The organism is Chitinophaga sp. SVR4-12A, assembly GCF_056754765.1.
This window is the reverse complement of record NZ_JBPGWP010000001.1, coordinates 2,925,827-2,945,977: the sequence shown is the minus strand read 5'-3', so window position 1 is coordinate 2,945,977 and position 20,151 is coordinate 2,925,827. Positions and strand designations below refer to the sequence as shown.

Sequence of the window (20,151 nt, the reverse complement as noted above, 5' to 3'; positions counted from 1 at the left end):
ACACATCCGTTGGCATGTCCAGATGCTGTACAGGCCGCCTTCTGTAGCGCCCGCTATTCCTGTTGGGAATACCTAAGTATTCCTGTTAAGCGTAAGTGTTACCGTTATTCCGGTGGAACTTATAGCAGTGGCATAAAACAGGCGATTAAGTGTATACGTGCCCGGTAAAAATTTGTGGCAACGGAGTTATGCACATTTTCTTATGTACCAGGGAGTTACTTAACGAGTTATTAACAAAATGGCACCTTTGTGTGATGTTTTCTACAATATAGTGACATAATTTTGGATACATAGAGAGAGTAATACCGCAACAATATTTCGCAAGAGCTAATTCAAATTCTTATTATAAACTTATTATAAACTTCGTTAGAATCAAATGGTTGTTCCTATTCTATGAAGACGCCATTGCTTCTACCATGTCCTAATGAAAGCTAAGTGATACTTTACACCTAGTGAAAGAACGTTATGTTCAGGGGCCGCTTAACCACCGGCCCCTTGTTTTTCCGCTGGAGTATCCAATGCAAGCTAATGTAAAAGATAAAAGGCGATGAATGTTCATCGCCTTTTATCTTTTATACTATGGTATACTACTACACCACGGGAATCTCTGCCACTTTATATTCTTTCCTGTCCAGCTTTTGCTTTGTTTCGCTGAAAGCCTTCAGGGTAAGGGCGATGTCTTCATCGTTATGGGCAGCAGTGGGTATCAGGCGATAGATGATCTGTCCTTTCGGGATCACCGGGTACACCACGATAGAGCAGAAGATGTTATAATTCTCACGGAGATCCAGGCACATGGCAGTAGCCTCGGGGATATCGCCCTGCAGGTAGATAGGCGTTACGGGCGAATTGGTGTGCCCGATGTTGAAGCCCCTTTCTTTCAGGCCCTGCTGCAGCTTGTTCACATTATCCCACAGTTTAGCTTTGAGGGCCGGCTGGCTGCGCATCAGCTCTACCCTTTTCAGGTGGCCGATCACGATAGGCAGGGGGATGGATTTAGCGAAGATCTGTGAGCGCATGTTATAGCGCAGGTAGTTGATGATGGCTTTATCGCCGCTCATGAAAGCGCCGATAGAAGCCCCGGATTTGGCGAAAGTATTGAACAGCAGGTCGATCTTATCCTGTACGCCCTGCTCTTCCCCGGTGCCAGCACCCGTCTTGCCCATGGTACCGAAGCCGTGGGCATCGTCTACCATCAGGCGGAATTCATATTTATCTTTCAGGGCAGCGATCTCTTTCAGCTTACCCTGGTCGCCGGCCATACCGAACACGCCTTCTGTTACTACCAGGATACCGCCACCGGTGGTTTTGGTCATTTCCACTGCGCGGTTCAGCTGTTTTTCGCAATCGGCTATATCATTGTGCTTGAAAACGTAACGGTGTCCCTGGTGGAGACGCAGGCCGTCTATGATACTGGCGTGGCACTCTGCATCGTATACAATCACGTCCCTGCGGTTACAAACGGCATCTATGGCGCTCATAATGCCCTGGTAACCGTAGTTCAGCAGGGTGGTATCTTCTTTACCCATGTATTCAGACAGCGTTTTTTCCAGCTGCTCATGGTAATTGGTATTTCCGCTCATCATGCGGGCACCCATAGGTGAGGCTAAACCAAAATCTGCTGCCGCCTTTGCATCCGTAGCGCGAACGTCCGGATGGTTGGCCAGGCCCAGGTAGTTATTCAGACTCCAAACGATCTTTTCCTTGCCCCTGAATTTCATACGGGGGCCTATTTCGCCCTCCAGTTTTGGAAAGGCAAAGTAGCCGTGGGCTCTCTCTGAATGTTCCCCGATAGGGCCCTGGTGTTTCAGCAGTTTCTCAAAAATATCCATATGTTAATTAATGATTAATTGTGATCATTAAAAGTCGTGCACAAATGTATTAAAATATTACTTTTTACGATCTTACATTACTTTTGCAGCCATCTTGCCAAAAGCATACCGAAAAAATCCGGGGCAAATAAACTCAATATTATACTACCATGCAATCGGGCTTTCGGGGATAATACCCATAGCTCAGGACTTGTTAAATTCAATCATTACACCATGAAAAAATGGATCAGTCTGTTGGTTTCGGCCTTAATGTTTGTTTCTTACGGCGCTACTTCACAAAAAGCAACATCTCCCAAGCCCTTTTATACTGCATCTTCTGCGGATCGTGCAGCTCATTCGGCGGCCCGCCCAAAACTGGTGGTGGGTATGGTGGTGGACCAAATGCGGTGGGATTACCTGTACCGTTATGCTAACCGTTACACGGCCAACGGGTTTAAGAGACTGCTACACGATGGTTTCTCCTGCGAAAATACGTTAATTAACTATACGCCCACCATTACTGCCTGCGGTCATACCTGTGTATATACGGGCTCCGTACCGGCTATCCATGGTATTGTAGGCAACGGATGGTACAGCCGGGAAGTGGGCCGGACGATGTATTGTGCGGAGGATACCAGCGTAAATACGGTAGGCAGCTACTCCGCAGCCGGTAAGATGAGCCCCCGTAACATGCTGGTTTCCACTATTGGGGATGAGCTGCGCCTGTCTAACAATTTCAAGAGTAAGGTGGTAGGCGTTGCCATTAAAGACCGCGGCGCTATTCTGCCTGCGGGCCATAGCGCCACCGCCGCTTTCTGGTTTGACGCCAGCGCAGGTAACTGGATCACCAGCACCTATTATATGAACGAGCTGCCGTCTTGGGCAAAGGAATATAACGACCAGAAATGGCCCATCCAGTACCTGAAAACACCCTGGGCCACCCTATATCCTATCGAAACTTACAAGCTTAGCACAGCAGATGATAAAAGTTACGAAGGCAGGTTTAAAGGCGCTAATAACAGCGCTTTCCCGCATGACCTGAGCGATCAGCCCGGCAGCATTGCCTCCACCCCCTGGGGTAACACCATGACCCTGGAGTTTGCGAAAAAAGCCCTGGAGGCTTACGACCTTGGTGGTGGCGACGTGACAGACCTGCTGGCCATCAGCCTTTCCACCCCAGATTATGTAGGCCACCAGTTCGGGCCTAACTCCATAGAAGTTGAGGATACCTACTTGCGCCTGGACAAAGACCTCGCGGCCTTTTTTGATTACCTGGATAAAAAGATCGGAAAGGGACAATGGACCTTCTTTATTACTGCAGACCATGGCGTAGCGCATGTTCCGGGTTTTATGGAGGAAAACAAGCTACCCGGCGGGGTATGGGAAGATGCTACTTCCCTGGCAAGCCTCAATGAGCAGATCAAAACCCGTTTCGGCGTTAACAAGGCCCTGCTGGCCTTCAGCAATTACCAGTTCTACCTGGATCATGCTGCCATTGCCAGTGCTGGAAAATCAGAGAAAGAGATCACTGACTTTGTAATAGCCCAGCTGTTGCCGCTTAAGGCTGTTGCCAATGCTTTTCCCCTGCGGGAGCTGAACCAGACCACCCTGCCTGAGCCGATGCGTACCATGATCGCCAACGGCTTTAATGTAAAGCGCGGTGGCGACATCCAGATCGTACTGAACCCGGGCTGGATCGAGGGCAGTAAGACCGGTACTACCCACGGGCTGTGGTATCCTTACGACGCCCATATTCCCCTGGTTTGGATGGGTTGGGGTATCAAACCGGGCAAAAGCAACCGTACCATTGGGATGACGGATATTTCGCCCACTTTGGCGGCCCTGTTGCATATCCAGATGCCGAACGGAAGTGTAGGAAAGGTAATAGAGGAAATAACAAAGTAAACATAGGAGGCTGGCCAAGAGGTCAGCCTTTTAATTTCACACTGGTACTATTTTCTCAAAAACGTTCGGAGCAACGATATTGCAAGGAGAACACAAGGAGAACACAAGGAGAAGACAAGGAGAAGAGGGGGAAAATAATATAAGTCCGCATCATAAGGGGTAGTAATAACACGTTTATTAATTTGGATTTGCGCTCAAATTTAATAAATTGCTATCCGGCTCAGCCGTGAACGGCGCCATCAAACTAAAACTGTTACCTTGTCACACAACCCGCAGGACACTTTTTCTTTCATTAGCTACCAGGTGGATCAGCGTATTGCTGTCATTACCCTTAACCGGCCCGAAAAGCGGAATGCTTTGAACGGGGCGATGGTAACGGAGCTACAGCAGGCGTTTCGGCAGGCGGAGGAAGATGAGGCGGTAAAGGTGATCGTATTGAAAGGAGCGGGGGATACTTTTTGCGCCGGGGCTGACCTGGAATATCTACAACAGCTGCAACGTAATACCTATGAAGAGAACCTGGCGGACTCCCGTTCGCTGATGCAGCTGATGCAACAGATCTATTATCATGAAAAGATTGTGATAGCCCAGGTGGAAGGGCATGCCATTGCAGGTGGTTGCGGGCTGGTGACACTGTGCGATCTGAGTTATGTAGCGCCGGAGGCCCAGCTGGGATATACGGAAGTAAAGATAGGGTTCATCCCTGCCCTGGTATCTGTTTTCCTGGTAAGAAAGATAGGGGAGGGAAGGGCCCGGGAACTGTTATTGACCGGTAAGCTGATCAACGCAGAAAAAGCGCGGGAGTACGGCCTCATTAACGAGGTGGTGCCCAAAGCCGGGATAGCCGGCCATGTTAACCAGGTGGCCACCGCCCTATGCAATGAAGCTGCCGCCAACTCGCTGAAAGTGACCAAACAACTGATTGGAGGGGTACTGGACATGCCCCTGAAAGAAGCGCTGGAACAGGCCGCCCGGCTGAATGCAGCCACCCGCGAACATGCGGAGTGCAAAAGAGGGATCCAGGCTTTTCTGAATAAGGAAAAGCTGGCCTGGTAAAGAACCGATACACCTATGAAACATAGCAATACAAGACAAATGAACCTATTGAACAAATGGCTGCTGGTATTCCTGCTGACCGTCTTATCGGCGGCGGGACGCTTGTACGCCCAGCATTACGTGTCTGACGCCCGGATCGTATACAAGCTGGAGCTGCCGCCTGAACAGCTGCAGATGGATGCCATGCTGGAAGGCAGCACGCTGACCCAATATATACGGGGGCACCTGAGCCGTATAGATATGAACCTGAACGTAGTGCACTATACGTACCTGATCAACAGCAAGGAACAGAGCCTTGTTACGCTGATAGACAATCACGTGGATAAATACCTGATCCGCTCAGGAAAGGAAGAATACGAGAAAGAACTGAAACAATATTCCGGCACACATTTCAAAGACGAAGCGGGCACCAAGGAGTTGGTAGGATATACCTGTAAAAGAGCCATCGGCACCACGCCCGACGGAAAGACCTTCGAGGTATATTATGCCCCTGACCTTATACCGGAAAACAAGCATTATAATCGCCGTTTTGTCAACCTGAAGGGAATACCCCTGCAATTTGAGATCATTACCCGTACGGGCGCCAAAATGATGGTAACGGCCACTTCGCTGGACCTGCAACCGGTGCCGTCTTCTATGTTTGAAGTGCCGGTTTCCGGTTATAAAGTGATCAGTAAAGAGGAATTGCAGCGGATGGGGAATTAATTGATTCGAATAATCTTAACCCTCCAAGGGTTCCAAACCCTTGGAGGGCTTGAACAGGATAAAAGAAAAAAGCCTGCAGCGGAATGCATAGCATTTGCTGCAGGCTTTTTAACTACCTTAAATACTTTATTTCAATGGAAGTACTAACTGCAATTTGTGGAACTGCATATTAGCCGGCTGCTGTATCTGGAAATTATACGGCAACACGTAAGTGACGTTACCCTTCTTGTAGGTCATCACTGATTTGAAGTTCCATGTATTATTAGCTGTCAGCTTGAACTCAGAATTGAGCATACCATTGTACCGGAAGCCATCCAGGCTCAGGTTGGTCTTAGGTAACGCACCCGTAAAAAGGCTGGTACCCGCTTTCTTTTTGTCTTTATCACTATCACTGTTGGGCGAAAGATCGTTGGCCCTGCTGGAAATACTGCACAAAACCAGGATCCCTGCCAGTAAGCAGGACAATGAAAAAGACTGCAATATGAAGGTTCTCGTTTTCATTGTGTCACAAATGTACAAACTTTTCAATATATCATATAACAAATTCTTAACGCAATTTAGTGATTTTTCCTAAGAAAGTGTTAAATATTCCATGAACGGCTCCTTTTCGGGGACATTTGTCTGGTTGGATAAAATTATTATATTTACACTGATGAATCAAGACTTTCCATTATTTAACGAGGATTTTGAGGAGCTAAGAGACTTGTTGCAGCAGTTTGAAAACCTCAGAGCTGGCCGGTCTCATTCCTTCCTCGACGAAGACTCTTTCGAGCAGATTATCGATTATTACGATGAGCATGATGAGCTGCCTAACGCCATACAGGCAGCAGAAATAGCCATAGAACAGTTCCCCTATTCTTCCGCCCTTTTGCTGAAAAAAGCCAATCTCCTGATAGAGACCAAGAAGTACAACGACGCGCTGGAGCTCCTGGAGAAGGCGTCTATATTAGACAGCACCGATATCAACCTGTATATCCTGCAAACAGATATATACCTGGCCCTTAATCAGCATGAGAAGGCGGCCGCCCTGCTGGAAGAACAGATCCAGCAGTTTGACGGCGAAGACCGCACGGAGCTGCTACTGGAGCTGGCAGACGTATATGACGACTGGGAGGAGTTTGACCGAGTGTTCGACTGCCTGAAAATAGCGCTGGAGCACGATCCTAACAATGAAGAAGCGCTCCACAAGATCTGCTTCTGGACCGAGTATACCGGGCGCAATGAAGAAAGCATCCGCCTGCATACCAATATCATTAACGAGCATCCCTACAACCAGCTGGCCTGGTTTAACCTGGGTACGGCCTACCAGGGCCTGAAGCTCTATGAAAAGGCGATAGACGCTTACCTGTATGCCGTAGCCATAGACGAGAAATTTGACTATGCCTACCGCAATATGGGCGACGCGTATATCCGTTTACGCAAATTCCAGGATGCCATCGAAGTACTGCAGAAACACCTGGAGATAGCCAAGCCGGAAGATGTGATTTATGAGGCCATCGGCCATTGCTATGAGAAAATGCGCAAATTCACCCAGGCCCGCTATTATTATCGTAAAGCTTCGCACCTGAGCCCACAGGATGATAAGCTGCACTACAAAATAGCTGTAGCTTACATGATGGAGGCTAACTGGGAGAACGCCGTTAAATCCATCGCCAGCGCATTAAAGATCAATAAGAACAGTGCAGAATACTATATCGCCCTGGGGCAATGCTACCTGGAGCTGGACAAGAACAAGGACGCGCTGATCCAGTTCATGCACGCCCTGCGCCTGAAACCTTCCAGTGTAAGCTCCTGGCAGGAGCTTGTACGCGGCCTTTATATCTCTGATTTCTTTGACGAAGCGTTGGTGCAGCTGGATGAGGCAGAGCAGAAAGTGGGCCGTAAACCGGTATTCCAGTACTATCGTGCCGCCGTGCTGATTGCACAGGGCCGTACAAAAGAGGGCCTTATCCAGCTGGAAACAGCCCTGCAGCTGGCGCCGCGCCAGCTTAAGAAGATGGTGGAGCTGGATCCTACCCTGCTGCAACACAACAGCGTGGTAGAGTTGATCGCCCGCTATCGAAAGAAAAAGTAAAAAGTAAAAAAGTAAAAATAGAAGCTGATCGTAGGGATATACTCCTCTGTGATCAGCTTTTTTGTTGCTATTTCGCGTAGTTTTTTCTTTTTGCTTTTTAACTTTTTACTTATATGGCGTTCAGCGTTTTGCTCATTATAAATTAAAGATAGTTCTTATTTTTGCGCCTGTTTTATATTTTGGTACCCGATTTGGCATAAAGACAAATAACTGAGCGATGAATTTTAATCTTACACAGATCCCTGACCGGACAAAAAAGCCTCGCAACCATGGTTTAACCATGGTAATGGATAAAGGCCTGAGTTTGGAAGAAGCAAGGAATTTTTTGTCAGTGGCAGCGCCGCATGTAGATGTACTGAAGCTGGGCTTCGGCACCTCCTTCGTTACTCCGCGGCTGCGTGAAAAGATCGAGCTGTACCAGTCCCATAATATCCCTGTATACTTTGGCGGCACTCTCTTCGAAGCCTTCTTGGTGCGTAACCAGCTGGACGAATACATCAGGGTGGTAAAGGACTACGGTATTACCTATATGGAAGTATCTGACGGTTCTATCACCATCCCGCATGCCGAAAAATGCGGGTATATCGAGAAACTGGCTAAATTGGGCCTGGTATTAAGCGAGGTAGGCTCTAAAGACGCAGAACACATCATCCCCCCGTATAAATGGATTGAACTGATGCGCGCAGAACTGGGCGCCGGCGCCACTTACGTGATCGCTGAAGCCCGCGAAAGCGGCAACGTGGGTATCTACCGCGGCTCCGGCGAGGTAAGGGAAGGCCTGGTACAGGAGATCCTGACCCAGATCCCGGCAGAAAAGATCATCTGGGAAGCCCCTCAAAAGGCGCAGCAGCTGTATTTCCTGGAACTGATCGGCTGTAATGCCAACCTGGGCAACCTGGCCCCCCATGAGGTAATTTCCCTGGAAGCTATGCGTATTGGACTGCGGGGTGATACTTTCCACCTATTTTTGGATAAAGAATAGGTGGAGGGTATATGGAAGGTATGTGGAGGGTATATGGAACCTAATAATCTGTAATTGATCATGAAAATATTCGGCCTGATTGGCTACCCCTTAAGTCATTCCTTTTCCAAAGGGTTCTTTGCGGAGAAATTCCAAAAGGAAGGCGTTAATGACTGCATATATGAGAATTTTCCCCTGGAAGATATCAGCCAGTTCCCTGCTTTGCTGGAACAGCAGCCTAACCTGCGGGGGCTGAATGTCACCATCCCCTATAAAGAAGCCGTGCTGCCCTGGCTGGATGAATTGAGCCCCGCAGCCGAGCAGATTAAAGCAGTGAACTGTATCCAGTTCCATGAAGGCCTGCGCATAGGTTTTAATACCGATGTAATGGGATTCAAAAAATCCCTGCAGCCGCTTTTAAAACCTCATCATACCAATGCCCTGGTGCTGGGTACCGGCGGGGCCGCCAAAGCGGTGATGTTTGTGCTGCAGGAGCTGAATATCCCTTACATAGTGGTGAGCCGCAGGGCGCAGCATGGGGTTATTACCTATGATACGCTGGACAAGGATATCATGACGGCGCATACTATTATTATCAATACTTCTCCCCTGGGCATGTATCCGGAGGTAGATGCGGCGCCGCCCATTCCTTATGAACTTATTACAAAGCATCATTTGCTGTATGACCTGATCTATAATCCCGCTGAGACCCTGTTTTTGCGGCAGGGCGCGGCCAAAGGCGCAGCTGTCAAGAACGGGCATGAGATGCTCGTGCTGCAGGCGGAGGCAAGCTGGGATATATGGAATGAGAGGGGGTAGTTAAGGCTTCACCAGATAATACACACAAGTCGTCACAAAATTCCTGAAAAACGGGATATACGTAACAGGCCCCCATTGCTTGCGTGGCTGCAAGCCGAATTTATATTTATAGATCGGATTAATAAGATAATGCTGTTTACGTGATACCGTAAACCCTTGCTGCCGCACAATTCTTTCAAAGCGCTCTATAGAGATACCAGTGTCTTTTATTTCCATCAGCTCCTGTATGGTGCTGGGATGCTCACCGCCCGCTTTTAGTAAAGAGCGGTATAAAGGCCTTGGCAGCAAATGTATATACGGCATCATGCTGAGCATCTTGCCATTGCAGATCTGCTGGTGGCCGCCGTGGGGCATGTACCAGGGTGGAAAACCGAAATATACCTGTCCGCTGGGTGTTAAGAGGTTTTTCAGGTAGCCGATGATCCTGGACTGGTCAGGAATGTGCTCTATGGCATCTTTCAGAATGATCAGGTCAAAATAGTTCCGGAACTCTCCCAGGAAATCAACGTCATAAATATTTTTAGTGATCAGGCGGAGCTGGCCGCTGTTCACATAAGAGCCTAAGAATTCGTTGGCCAGTACGATCCTCACCGGGTCAAGGTCCACGCCTACGCACTCACATCCTTTTTCCAGGAAGGGTGTGAGCACGCCGCCTTCGCCGCAGCCTATCTCCATTACCCGCAAGCCCGTTGTGACAGGCATGACCTGTTCAATGAAAGGGATCACATAAGTGCGGGAATTGTCCACCTGCTGCTGGTATCTTATGTTGGCGTCTTTATGTTGTTGTAAAGCCATAAGGCGCTAAAATAACAAAAAGTTGTTAGTTGTTAGTGGCCAGTTGTCAGGGACTGGAGCGAATTTAATCTCTGACAACTGGCAACTGACAACTGACAACTAACTTTTATCTTTGCGCCATGAATCAAAACCAGGAAAAGAATATCTACCAGGAAGGACAGGTGCTGTTGGTCAATAAACCATTGCATTGGACCTCTTTCGATGTGGTGCGCAAGATCAGGAATACCACCAAAGCAAAAATAGGCCATGCAGGCACACTGGACCCGCTGGCTACCGGGCTGCTGATCTGCTGTACCGGGAAGATGACCAAGAAGATCAATGAATACCAGGCGCAGGAAAAAGAATACACCGGTACTTTCACACTGGGCGCCGTTACCCCTACTTTCGACCTTGAATCTGAACCAGAACAGCATAAGGATCTCGCAGGTATTGACGAAGCGCTGCTACATGCCACTACTGCCCGCTTCATGGGAGAGCAGCAGCAAATGCCGCCTATACACTCCGCTATTAAACAGAATGGCAAACCCATTTATCACCTGGCCCGTAAAGGGGTGGAAGTGAAAGTGGAGCCCCGCCGTATTTTCATCAAAGAATTTGAATTGACCCGGATAGAGCTGCCGCTGGTGTTTTTCCGGGTGGTATGCAGTACAGGCACCTACATCCGTTCTCTTGCCAATGATTTCGGCGAAGCCCTGGGATGCGGCGCTTATCTCAGCAGCTTATGCAGAACGCGTATCGGGGAATTTAAATTAACGGATGCGGTAGAGGTGAGTGCGTTTATTGAGCAATTCAGGCAGGATCAGAACGGATAGCCGATCGCTATATTCCAGATGATATTATCCCTTCTCCACTGTTTATCGGCCAGGTCCCATTCGCTGATATACCAGCCGTGACGTTGTCCCGTATAATAAGGCACTTTCAGCGGAATGCCCCAGTCAAGCCTTACCAGGAAGTAGCTGAAGTCCAGCCGGAGGCCTGCGCCTGTGCCCACTGCCAGGTCATTATACAGGGTGCTGAGGTGAAATTCGCTACCGGGACGGGCAGGGTCTTTACTCATCATCCAGATATTACCAATATCCAGGAAGGTGGCGCCTTTCAGGTTGATGGTGCCTTTGAACATGCGGATCAGGTCGAAACGCAATTCTATATTGCCTTCGAGCTTCATATCGCCGGTCTGGTCGGGGAAGATCTGCGCAATCTCCGAACTGTCTTTATAGGAGCCCGGGCCCAATGTACGCAGGCGCCAGGCGCGGATGCTCATCGGACCGCCGGCCGTGAACTGGCGGATGTAGGGCAGTACCTGTGATTTGCTGTAAGGCACTCCCACTCCTGCATATATGCGGGTAGCCAGTGAAGCATGCAGGTTAAAGTTCCAGTAATGGCGGTAGTCTGCTTCCAGCTTGATATAGTTGGAGATGGTAAGCCCTGTTACGGATTCCAGGTCGCTTCTGTGACCGGAGATAGTGCCCGCAAGACTGTTGATGCCCTTGAGCCACAGACCTGATTCTTCCAGGTTGGCGCGGAAGTAGGAATTGTGGCGTTTATGGAAAATGTCGTTATTGCTGAAGATGAATGTAATATTTTCTCCTCCTATAAAAGCCGGTTCAAAGCTTCTTTTCAGGTAAGGGTTCTTATTCACAACAGTGTCGCGGAAATCGGGGTTGAGGCTTACGCCTACGTAGTTCAGGGAGATGGGTTTTACGATCCAGCGTTTGTAGGCGGTCTCGTTCCATTCATATCCAAAGGAGGCGTTGATATTACTGATCTTGAAGCGGTCTATCCTCGAGAGGTAATCAAAACCGGCTGAAAGGCGGGTACGCATGGAAGAACGGTTGTTCTGCCTGATCTGGAAAGGCGCAATGAAGCGCGGAAAGGTAAGATCCACCTGTGCGCCGAACTGTTTGGCCTGTACCACAAAATTGTCCAGCTGATCACGGATCGTCTCTACGCCTGCATTCAGGCTCACGCTCAGCTGGTTGGCAGACCTGTTCAGGTTCAGATGCCGGTAGTTGAAGCTAATGCCGCTACCTACCAGGTAATCGCTACTGGTGCTTACCTCAAAATTGACGCCCAGCTCCTGTTTACGTTTGGGCGTCAGGAACAGGTAGGCATCCAGCTTGTTGGTGGTGTCTTTCTTTTCCCTGTATTGCAGGCTGATGGAGTTCCATACGCCCAGGTCGTACAGGCGATTAATGGTATTGGTTTGCTGCTGTTGTGAGAACAGGTCGTCCTTGCGCAGCAGTACTGACCTGGAAAGTACTCTCGGGCGGAGGTATTCAGCCCTGGACCGGATGGTAATGTACTTCCTGGTATCGGTTTTAAAGGAGGGATCCGCAGGGTTGGCGCTGAGCGGGAAATCCGGGTACACGTAGATAGAGTCTATCCTGTACAATTCCCAGGCAGTAAGGGTATCCTCCGGGTTCTTGATCCGCACGGTAATGTCCATGGTTGGCTTTTCCAGTCCTTTTCTTTCGCTGAATATGTTGGAGATGCCCTCAAAGGGATTCAGCGGGTTACGGAACAGCGCCTTATGCAGGGTGTCTATCTCAAATTCGATGGCGTCGCGGGAGAACTTATAATAGCCCGCGTCTTTGGCCAGGCGCATCAGGCGTTCCCTTTCGCTGATGAGCGACTCCTGCTTGTACGGCGTGTTCTTTTTAATGAGGGAGAACTGCTCGGAAGCCTTTACCAGCTTCAGGATGGCAGAGTCCTGTACGTCGTAGTATATGTTATTAATGATAAAATTCCTGCCAGTGTTGATCTGGTAAGTAACGCTGGCTTTCTGACGTTTGATCTTTTCCGTATAGGAGGCAGTGGCGTAGAAATAGCCCTGGTTGTTCAGGTAACTCACCATTCGTTTTACAGACTCCTTCGTTTTGAGAGAATCGTATATCACCGGGGCTTCCAGGTTACGCGGCGCCAGCATGAGGTTCCAGAACCAGTTGGATTTTTTCTCGTTGTATTTCTGATTATAGAGGAAGGTTTTGATCCGGGTGCCCATAAATTTTGTATTGGGCTGCTGCAGCATCAGCGATTTGGAGCTTAAGGAGCTGCGGATGTCCTGCCTTTCGGCAGCTACCAGTCCTTCGCCTTTCACTTTCACGGAAGCACTGGTATAAAGGTTTTGATTTTTCTGAAGGTATTTGGTGTTGGAACAGGCCGTCAGCATTAACAGGGCAATCAGTAATACTGTATAGTTCAGGTTAAGAAAGGAGGAACTATGTGGCGGCTGCATTTCGATGAAAACAATTATGATATTTTTTGAATAGTTTTGACTTTATGTTATCAAAGGCGCAAATTAAGTATATTCAATCATTACAGCATAAAAAAAACCGTCAAAAATCCGGTCAGTTCACGGCGGAAGGAGATAAGATCGTGCTGGAACTGCTGACAGGCGGGCTTGCACGGGAGGTTTATGCTACCGATGATTGGGTACACGAACAGGAAGCGCTGCTGGCAAAGCTTTCGCAGGTAACGGTAACAGTGGTGGAACCGCATGTGCTGAAACAGCTGTCGGCCCTCACCACGCCCAACAGGGCCATCGCGCTGCTCGATATACCGCCCGCGGCAGATCTATCTCCCCTGACTGGCACCGTATCGCTGGCGCTGGAGGCCATACAGGATCCCGGTAACCTGGGCACTATCATTCGTATAGCCGACTGGTTTGGTATCAGCAGGGTGTACTGTTCGCCGGACTGTGTAGATACCTATAACCCCAAGACCATACAGGCTACCATGGGCAGCTTTGCCCGTGTACAGGTAATAGTGCACGATATTATCCAACTGCTGACATCAACGAATGTGCCCGGTTATGCCGCCACGCTCCATGGCCGTAATATCACTGAATTTGAGCGGGTTAAGGAAGGCATCCTGCTGATCGGTAACGAATCACGGGGGCTGAGCCAGCCGGTGATAGATCACAGTACCCACCGCATCACTATCCCGCGCCTGGGCGGCGCAGAATCGCTGAATGCTGCGATAGCTACCGGTATTATTTGCGGAAGACTTTTAATATGAGTTATCAGTTGTCAGTTGTCAGTTAAAGCGGAGATAACAATTAACTCAATAACTGACAACTGACAACTGATAACTGACAACTATTTAAACTGGATTGCTTTCACAGGTGTGATCCTGCGGATGATCAGAGAGGGCAGCAATAATACGAACACACAGATGAGGAAGGTACACACGTTGATGAGCACTATTTCGTGCCAGCGCAGATCTATTGCAGCTACCGACATATAATACGACTCTTCCGGGAGCTTGAAGAAGCCTGTTTGTTGCTGCAGCACAGCCAGGCCGAGCCCCAGCGTGTTGCCGATGGCAAGACCGATCAGCACAATATAAGCTGCCTGGAACAGGAACATTTCCTGGATGCCTGCATTCGGCATGCCCAGGGCTTTTAATATGCCCACCATGTTGGTACGTTCCAGTATGAGTATGAGAATGGCGGTGATCATGTTGATCACAGCTACAATAGTCATGATAACAAGGATAATCAGCTCATTTTTGTTCTGCAGTTTAAGCCAGTCGAAGATATTCGGATAGATGTCGCGGATGGTGCGTACGAACAGTTTCTCCGGCACTATATTATCGAGATGGACGCCTATATCATCCATCTGTTTGTAGTTGGCGGTAAATACTTCATAGCCGCCAATATCGGTAGCGCCCCAGTTATTCAGTTTACGGATCAGGTCAAGATCGCCGATCACATAGGTCTTATCATATTCCTCGATGCCTGTTTTGTATATACCCGTTACCGTTAATTTGCGTGCCCGTGGCGGCAGGCCGCCGCCCTGTATGAAGTATACGATCACCTTATCGTTCAGCTGCAGGCGCAGCTCCCTGGCCATGCTTTCGGAGAGCACTATTTCGGGGGAATAGCTGCTGTCAGTATATTTTACGGGCCTGCCCTGCACCAGGAAACGCTGCAGGCGCTGCCAGTCATATTGTGCATCCACTCCTTTGAAAATAACCCCTTCAATATCTTTCTCCGCTTTCAGGATGGCTGATTTGGTGGCGTATGCATTCACTGCGCTGATACCCGGAGTGGCATGCAGCTGGCGAACCAGGGCCGTGTCATTTGCAAAGGGGATCTGTTCGGTAAGCGGCCCGGCATTGGGCTGGTATTGTGTAACGTGGATATGTCCCCAGAAGCTGAAGATCTTTTCCTGTATCACCTGCTGAAAGCCGTTCACCAGCGCTGTAGCCAGGATCATTACCGCTACGCTGATAGCCGTAGCAATAATGGCTATGTTGATGATGAACCTTGAAAAGGAGGAACCTTTGTTAAATGCGATCCGCCTGGCAATAAAGAAAGATAAGCGCATGATAATACGAAGAAACGGAAAAAAGTAAAATAATCGTAACTTAAACCTGCTATTTGAGTTTTATGAAGATACGCTGTTTACTCCTGCTGCTGGCAGGGCAACTGTTCATCACTTACTATGCCGCTGCACAGGAGAACGCGGTATCACCGGACCATATCTATTTTAACAATATCAAGTCCGTTAAGTTCCATCCTCCTGGCGACCCGCTGAGCCTTCCCGTTATAACACGGGGCGGGAGCGATCAGCTGGAGCTGAGCTTTGACGATATGGACAATGATACTAAAAACTATTATTTCGCTTTCGTGTTGTGCAATGCCGACTGGTCGCGCGCACAGGTGAACACCCTGGATTACCTGCAGGGATTCTCTGAGAACAGGATCCAGAACTACCGCTTTTCCAGCATCGCTTTGCAAAAATATACCCATTACAGTGTGGCCGTGCCCGCCGCCAACAGCATACCCAAGAAAGCGGGCAACTATCTGCTCATGGTGTACCTGGATAGTGACACTACCCAGCTGGCCTTTACCCGCCGTATGCTGGTAGTAGATAACAAAGCGGGCGTGTCAGGGTTCATCCAGCAACCGGTGAGCCCCAAGCTGTTCCGTACCAGCCAGAAGGTGAATTTCTCTATCAACACCGGTGGACTGAATATCAACAATCCTTTTGACCAGGTGAAGGTGTATATTCTCCAGAACTATCGCTGGGACAATGCTATTCATAGTATCAAGCCGATGTTCCTGCGGGGCAACGAGATCGTGTATAACACAGAAGTAGATTGCGTGTTCCCGGCTATGAAAGAATGGCGCTGGGTAGATCTGCGCAGCTTTCGCCTGCAGACCGAACGCGTAGACCGCTCTGATTACCGGCGCAATGGTACAGATATTTATGTAAAGCCGGATCCCGAGCGCGGCAGCAGCATCTACCAATATATCAAGGATATCAACGGCCGTTACCAGCTGGCTACGCTGGATGATTACGATCCCAATTTTGAAGGTGATTATGCAGCCGTTCATTTTTCGTATCCTTCAAGGGAGCCCTATGCTGGTTATGATATGTATATATTCGGAGAGCTTACCAGCTATGAGTGCAATGAAAGCAATAAGATGGTGTATAACCCTTCTACAGGGGCTTACGAAGGAACCTTGTTCCTGAAACAGGGCTTTTACAATTACATCTACGGACTGATAGACAAAACGGTTCCCAACAGTAAGTTCAATACAGAATATACAGAAGGCAACTATTGGGAAGCCGAGAATAACTATACCATATTGATCTACTACAGGCCCTTAGGCGGCCGTTCTGACGAGCTGGTAGGAATGGCTACGCTGAATAGTATGCTGAATAGGAGTAAATAGTTGTCAGTTGACAGTCGTCAGTCTTTAGTCGTTAGTCGTTAGTGATCGAAGCGAGTATGGTCTTCGCATTAATCACTGACGACTTACGACTTACGACTGACCACTAATTACCGGTTCTTCCAATATGCTTTGCCGTAGCTTCACAATGTTAGCTGCTCCACGTTTAATGATGATACGGGTACCTCTGTCAAAGGTAAAGTAGCGGTAGAACCAGTTAATAAATACCACCATTTTATTACGGAAGCCCAACAGGCTCATGAGGTGCACCACCATCCAGATGAACCAGGCAAAACGCCCGCTCCATTTCATTTTTCCGATCTCTGCTACCGCTTTGTTACGGCCGATAGTGGCCAGGTTGCCCAGGTCTTTGTAATGGAAGGCCTGCAAAGGCTGCTGCTGCAATAATTTTTTCAGGTTAGCTGCCAACAGCTTGCCTTGCTGGATAGCTACCTGCGCCACCATGGGGTAGCCTTTCGGGAAGCGCTGATCATTGGTCATGTATCCGATGTCGCCGATGGCGAAGACGTTGGTAAAGCCCTGTACCTGGGAAAATTCATTTACTATGATCCGGCCGTTGGGTAATACCGCTTCTTTCGGGAAACCATTGATCGGCACGCCTTTTACACCCGCTGCCCAGATCAGTGAGTGGGTAGCGATCTGATCTCCATTGGCCAGTAGCAGGGTTTGCCCGTTATAATCTTTTACCGCAGTATTGAGCAGCACTTTAATGCCCAGCTTTTGGAGCCCGTCTATCGCTTTCTGAGAGGAGTGCTCGCTCAGGGCTGGCAGGATGCGGGGACCGGCTTCTATTAGGTAAATATCCATACAATCCGCCGGCAGCTCGGGGTAGTCATGCGGTAAGATATGTTTGCGCAGCTCTGAGATAGCGCCCGCCATTTCAACACCGGTAGGGCCTCCACCTACAACAGCAAAGGTGAGCTTGGCCTTTATTTCTGATCTGTTAGCTATCAGCAGGCTTTCTTCGAATTGTTTGATCACGTAGTTCCTGATCTGTACGGCTTCGATCAGTGATTTCATGCCGATGGCGTTTTCTTCGAGGATCTTGTTGCCGAAGAAATTGGTATTACTACCGGTAGCGATCACTAAATAATCGTAGTGAAGATCGCCGATACCTGTTTCCAGTACCTGTTCTGCGGTCCTTACGCCTTTTACCTCTGCCATGCGGAAGTGAAAGTTCTTTTGTTTGCCGAAGATGCCGCGCAGGGGAAAGGCGATGCTATCGGGTTCCAGCCCTGCTGTAGACACCTGGTATAAGAGCGGTTGAAAAAGGTGATAGTTGTTCCTGTCTAGCAGCACGACCTGTACAGGTGCATGTTTCAGTTGTTTAGCCAGGTTAATGCCTCCAAACCCACCTCCTACAATAATCACCCGGGGAAGACTGGTTTCCGGAATATTGGGCTGCATCATAAATAATGATTTAATTATCAGAACCGGCGACAAATGCTGTACCAGCTCTGTGTTTTGTAAATACTAATTATATATCAAAGTTATTAAACTTTCAGAAAAAAATGAAATATAGTATATGCCATGTATTATTGACCATGGACTGAAGTAAGGGCTGCAGGTCCTTACTTCAACTCCGCCATTGCCAGGCGGAGAAACTCATATCCTTTCATTTTCTTTCCGCCGTCGCGCTTGCCTGTGTAAAGGCGCCTGTAAACAGTAGCGTTTTCATTGTACAGCAGCCGCATATTATACCCAGCCAGGAACTCCGCCAGCGACTCAGGAGCGAGGCCGGTATCCCATTCCTCTTTCATCTGTTTCAGCATACGTATCACGCTGGTAGCCCCGTAGAAGCTGCGCGGGTTTTGCTTCATCCGGGCGTCTACAAAGTTGAAGATGATGCGGGTACCGGAGGGGTAGTTCTGAAAATACCGGAACATGGTATTGCCAATGGAGGCGGTGAGGTTATTAACGGCGCCTTCCCAGATGATCAGTGTTTTGTAATGCTTTTGTTGCAGGAGGCGGGGAATGACCTCTTCGGGGCTTTCTTCCCTGAAGTTCAGGGCAAGATAATCGATGGGAATGTCTGGCTTCTCTGATGCAGGGATATTTAACAGCAGCTTTTTCTTTCTATCCTGGGTCATGCGGCGGTCCACTTCCACAAACTGTACGTCTTTAACGCCCATTTGTGTAAGGCGGTATGCACGGGTTTCATAGCCTGCGCCTAAGATGATCACCTGGTATACCTTATATTTTTGGATCGCTTCCAGCGCCATGAGATCTATCATGCGGGTACGCGCTACTACGGAGGTGATGGAACCGGGCCAGCGCAGGTTTATATACCAGGGCACAAACCATCTGAAGAAAGGGAAAGCAGCCAGCCATACCCACATTTTCAATATTGGGGTGAGGAAGCGCTTTGCGTGCGGGTCATAGAACAGCCGGTCGTTTGATGGGCGACTTGATTCTACGGCACGGAAAAAGGCGTAAATGACAGCTGATCTGCTAGCATAGCGCATAGCCGGAAATTTAAAAATTTATTTCCGTACCGCCATGTTCAGTATGCAAACATGTCGTTCATTTTACTAAGGGTAATATGAATATTATAGTAAGAGCTGAAACAGTCCGGCGGCCAGTAAAGCGCCCAGTACCGGACCTGCAATAGGTATCCAGGCATAGCTCCAATCGCTGTCACGTTTACCAGGAATAGGCAATATGAAGTGCATGATGCGCGGGCCCAGGTCGCGGGCAGGATTAATGGCATAACCGGTAGGGCCGCCCAGTGAAAGGCCAATGCCCAATACCAGCAACGCTACCGGCAAGGCATCGAGTGCGCCCAGCCCAATGCCGGGGGCCGCCATATATAAAACGCCCAGGATCAGCACCGCGGTGCCGATGATCTCTGTTATCAGGTTATAGACTGTGCTCCGGATGGCGGGCGCAGTACAAAACACCGCCAGCTTCAGATCTGCATCAGCAGTCTTATCAAAATGCTTTTTGTAGGAAAGCCATACCAGCAAAGCACCCAGCATAGCGCCTGCCAATTGTGCGAAAATGTAGGAGGGTACCAGGGCCCAGTCAAATTTACCTGCAGCCGCCAGGGCGATTGTAACAGCAGGGTTCAGGTGCGCGCCGCTGAATTTAGCGGTGCAGAATACAGCGGTGAACACCGCCATGGCCCAACCCAGGGTGATCACGATCCAGCCGGACTGGCCGCCTTTTGTTTTTTCGAGCACAACGTTGGCTACAACGCCGTCGCCGAGTAATATGATCAATGCGGTACCGAATGCTTCTGCGATAAAGGGAGACATAAAAATTAATAATTAAGAATTCATAATTAATAATGCGGATGGCATAAGTGTCAGGCTGAAAGATG

At 48.9% G+C, this 20,151-nt stretch carries 17 protein-coding genes; 9 read left to right on the top strand and 8 right to left on the bottom strand.

From position 1 onward, the window contains the following. Window positions 1-590 precede the first annotated feature (590 nt). Entirely contained in the window at window positions 591-1,832 is a 1,242-nt protein-coding gene (locus ACR9Y8_RS11900) for an aminotransferase class I/II-fold pyridoxal phosphate-dependent enzyme (protein WP_481213479.1), read from the bottom strand. A gap of 213 nt (window positions 1,833-2,045) precedes the next feature. Here ACR9Y8_RS11900 and pafA point away from each other — a divergent pair, with 213 nt between their 5' ends. The 3 genes from pafA to ACR9Y8_RS11885 all read left to right on the top strand — a co-directional run bounded on the left by pafA (window position 2,046) and on the right by ACR9Y8_RS11885 (window position 5,477). Next, complete coding sequence (pafA, locus tag ACR9Y8_RS11895; RefSeq protein WP_481213478.1) at window positions 2,046-3,716, top strand: alkaline phosphatase PafA; 1,671 nt, start codon at window positions 2,046-2,048, stop codon at window positions 3,714-3,716. 258 nt (window positions 3,717-3,974) lie between these two features. Then, on the top strand, window positions 3,975-4,772 hold the full coding sequence (locus ACR9Y8_RS11890) for an enoyl-CoA hydratase/isomerase family protein (RefSeq protein WP_481213477.1): 798 nt from the start codon (window positions 3,975-3,977) through the stop codon (window positions 4,770-4,772). Between the two features lie 39 nt (window positions 4,773-4,811). Continuing rightward, window positions 4,812-5,477 (top strand): hypothetical protein, encoded by a 666-nt coding sequence (locus ACR9Y8_RS11885; RefSeq protein ID WP_481213476.1) that lies wholly within the window; start codon window positions 4,812-4,814, stop codon window positions 5,475-5,477. Window positions 5,478-5,603: 126 nt separating this feature from the next. Here ACR9Y8_RS11885 and ACR9Y8_RS11880 read toward each other — a convergent pair whose 3' ends face one another. Then, window positions 5,604-5,978 (bottom strand): hypothetical protein, encoded by a 375-nt coding sequence (locus ACR9Y8_RS11880; RefSeq protein WP_481213475.1) that lies wholly within the window; start codon window positions 5,976-5,978, stop codon window positions 5,604-5,606. Between the two features lie 151 nt (window positions 5,979-6,129). Between ACR9Y8_RS11880 and ACR9Y8_RS11875 the strand changes: the two genes are divergently transcribed. The 3 genes from ACR9Y8_RS11875 (at window position 6,130) to ACR9Y8_RS11865 (ending at window position 9,331) form a co-directional block, all read left to right on the top strand. After that, a complete protein-coding gene (locus ACR9Y8_RS11875) occupies window positions 6,130-7,551 on the top strand; it encodes a tetratricopeptide repeat protein (RefSeq protein WP_481213474.1) in 1,422 nt (473 codons plus the stop codon). A 217-nt stretch (window positions 7,552-7,768) separates the two neighbouring features. After that, complete coding sequence (locus ACR9Y8_RS11870) at window positions 7,769-8,533, top strand: phosphosulfolactate synthase (protein WP_481213473.1); 765 nt, start codon at window positions 7,769-7,771, stop codon at window positions 8,531-8,533. 60 nt (window positions 8,534-8,593) lie between these two features. Next, the gene (locus ACR9Y8_RS11865) at window positions 8,594-9,331 is read left to right on the top strand and encodes a shikimate dehydrogenase family protein (protein WP_481213472.1); all 738 of its coding nucleotides are present in this window, start codon (window positions 8,594-8,596) and stop codon (window positions 9,329-9,331) included. Here the strand turns inward: ACR9Y8_RS11865 and ACR9Y8_RS11860 are convergent, their stop codons facing one another. Beyond that, the gene (locus tag ACR9Y8_RS11860; RefSeq protein ID WP_481213471.1) at window positions 9,332-10,126 is read right to left on the bottom strand and encodes a class I SAM-dependent methyltransferase; all 795 of its coding nucleotides are present in this window, start codon (window positions 10,124-10,126) and stop codon (window positions 9,332-9,334) included. It abuts the gene before it with no gap. Window positions 10,127-10,245: 119 nt separating this feature from the next. On the opposite strand from ACR9Y8_RS11860, the gene truB reads away from it, so the two are divergent. Then, on the top strand, window positions 10,246-10,938 hold the full coding sequence (gene truB, locus ACR9Y8_RS11855) for a tRNA pseudouridine(55) synthase TruB (protein ID WP_481213470.1): 693 nt from the start codon (window positions 10,246-10,248) through the stop codon (window positions 10,936-10,938). On the opposite strand, the gene tamL is transcribed toward truB, so the two are convergent. Further along, window positions 10,926-13,361 carry a translocation and assembly module lipoprotein TamL gene (gene tamL / locus ACR9Y8_RS11850; protein ID WP_481213469.1) on the bottom strand — a complete coding sequence of 812 codons (2,436 nt, stop codon included), beginning with the start codon at window positions 13,359-13,361 and terminating at the stop codon, window positions 10,926-10,928. The two genes, truB and tamL, sit on opposite strands and share 13 nt — an antisense overlap. A gap of 44 nt (window positions 13,362-13,405) precedes the next feature. On the opposite strand from tamL, the gene ACR9Y8_RS11845 reads away from it, so the two are divergent. After that, a complete protein-coding gene (locus tag ACR9Y8_RS11845) occupies window positions 13,406-14,143 on the top strand; it encodes a TrmH family RNA methyltransferase (RefSeq protein WP_481213468.1) in 738 nt (245 codons plus the stop codon). 80 nt (window positions 14,144-14,223) lie between these two features. Here the strand turns inward: ACR9Y8_RS11845 and ACR9Y8_RS11840 are convergent, their stop codons facing one another. Next, window positions 14,224-15,456, bottom strand: a complete 1,233-nt coding sequence (locus ACR9Y8_RS11840; protein WP_481213467.1) for an ABC transporter permease — start codon at window positions 15,454-15,456, stop codon at window positions 14,224-14,226. A gap of 62 nt (window positions 15,457-15,518) precedes the next feature. Between ACR9Y8_RS11840 and ACR9Y8_RS11835 the strand changes: the two genes are divergently transcribed. Next, a complete protein-coding gene (locus ACR9Y8_RS11835; RefSeq protein WP_481213466.1) occupies window positions 15,519-16,811 on the top strand; it encodes a type IX secretion system plug protein in 1,293 nt (430 codons plus the stop codon). Between the two features lie 90 nt (window positions 16,812-16,901). Here the strand turns inward: ACR9Y8_RS11835 and ACR9Y8_RS11830 are convergent, their stop codons facing one another. The 3 genes from ACR9Y8_RS11830 to ACR9Y8_RS11820 all read right to left on the bottom strand — a co-directional run bounded on the left by ACR9Y8_RS11830 (window position 16,902) and on the right by ACR9Y8_RS11820 (window position 20,086). Continuing rightward, window positions 16,902-18,239, bottom strand: a complete 1,338-nt coding sequence (locus ACR9Y8_RS11830; RefSeq protein WP_481213465.1) for an NAD(P)/FAD-dependent oxidoreductase — start codon at window positions 18,237-18,239, stop codon at window positions 16,902-16,904. Window positions 18,240-18,400: 161 nt separating this feature from the next. Further along, on the bottom strand, window positions 18,401-19,294 hold the full coding sequence (locus ACR9Y8_RS11825; protein WP_481213464.1) for a class I SAM-dependent methyltransferase: 894 nt from the start codon (window positions 19,292-19,294) through the stop codon (window positions 18,401-18,403). 84 nt (window positions 19,295-19,378) lie between these two features. Next, complete coding sequence (locus ACR9Y8_RS11820) at window positions 19,379-20,086, bottom strand: MIP/aquaporin family protein (RefSeq protein WP_481213463.1); 708 nt, start codon at window positions 20,084-20,086, stop codon at window positions 19,379-19,381. Between the last annotated feature and the right edge of the window lie 65 nt (window positions 20,087-20,151).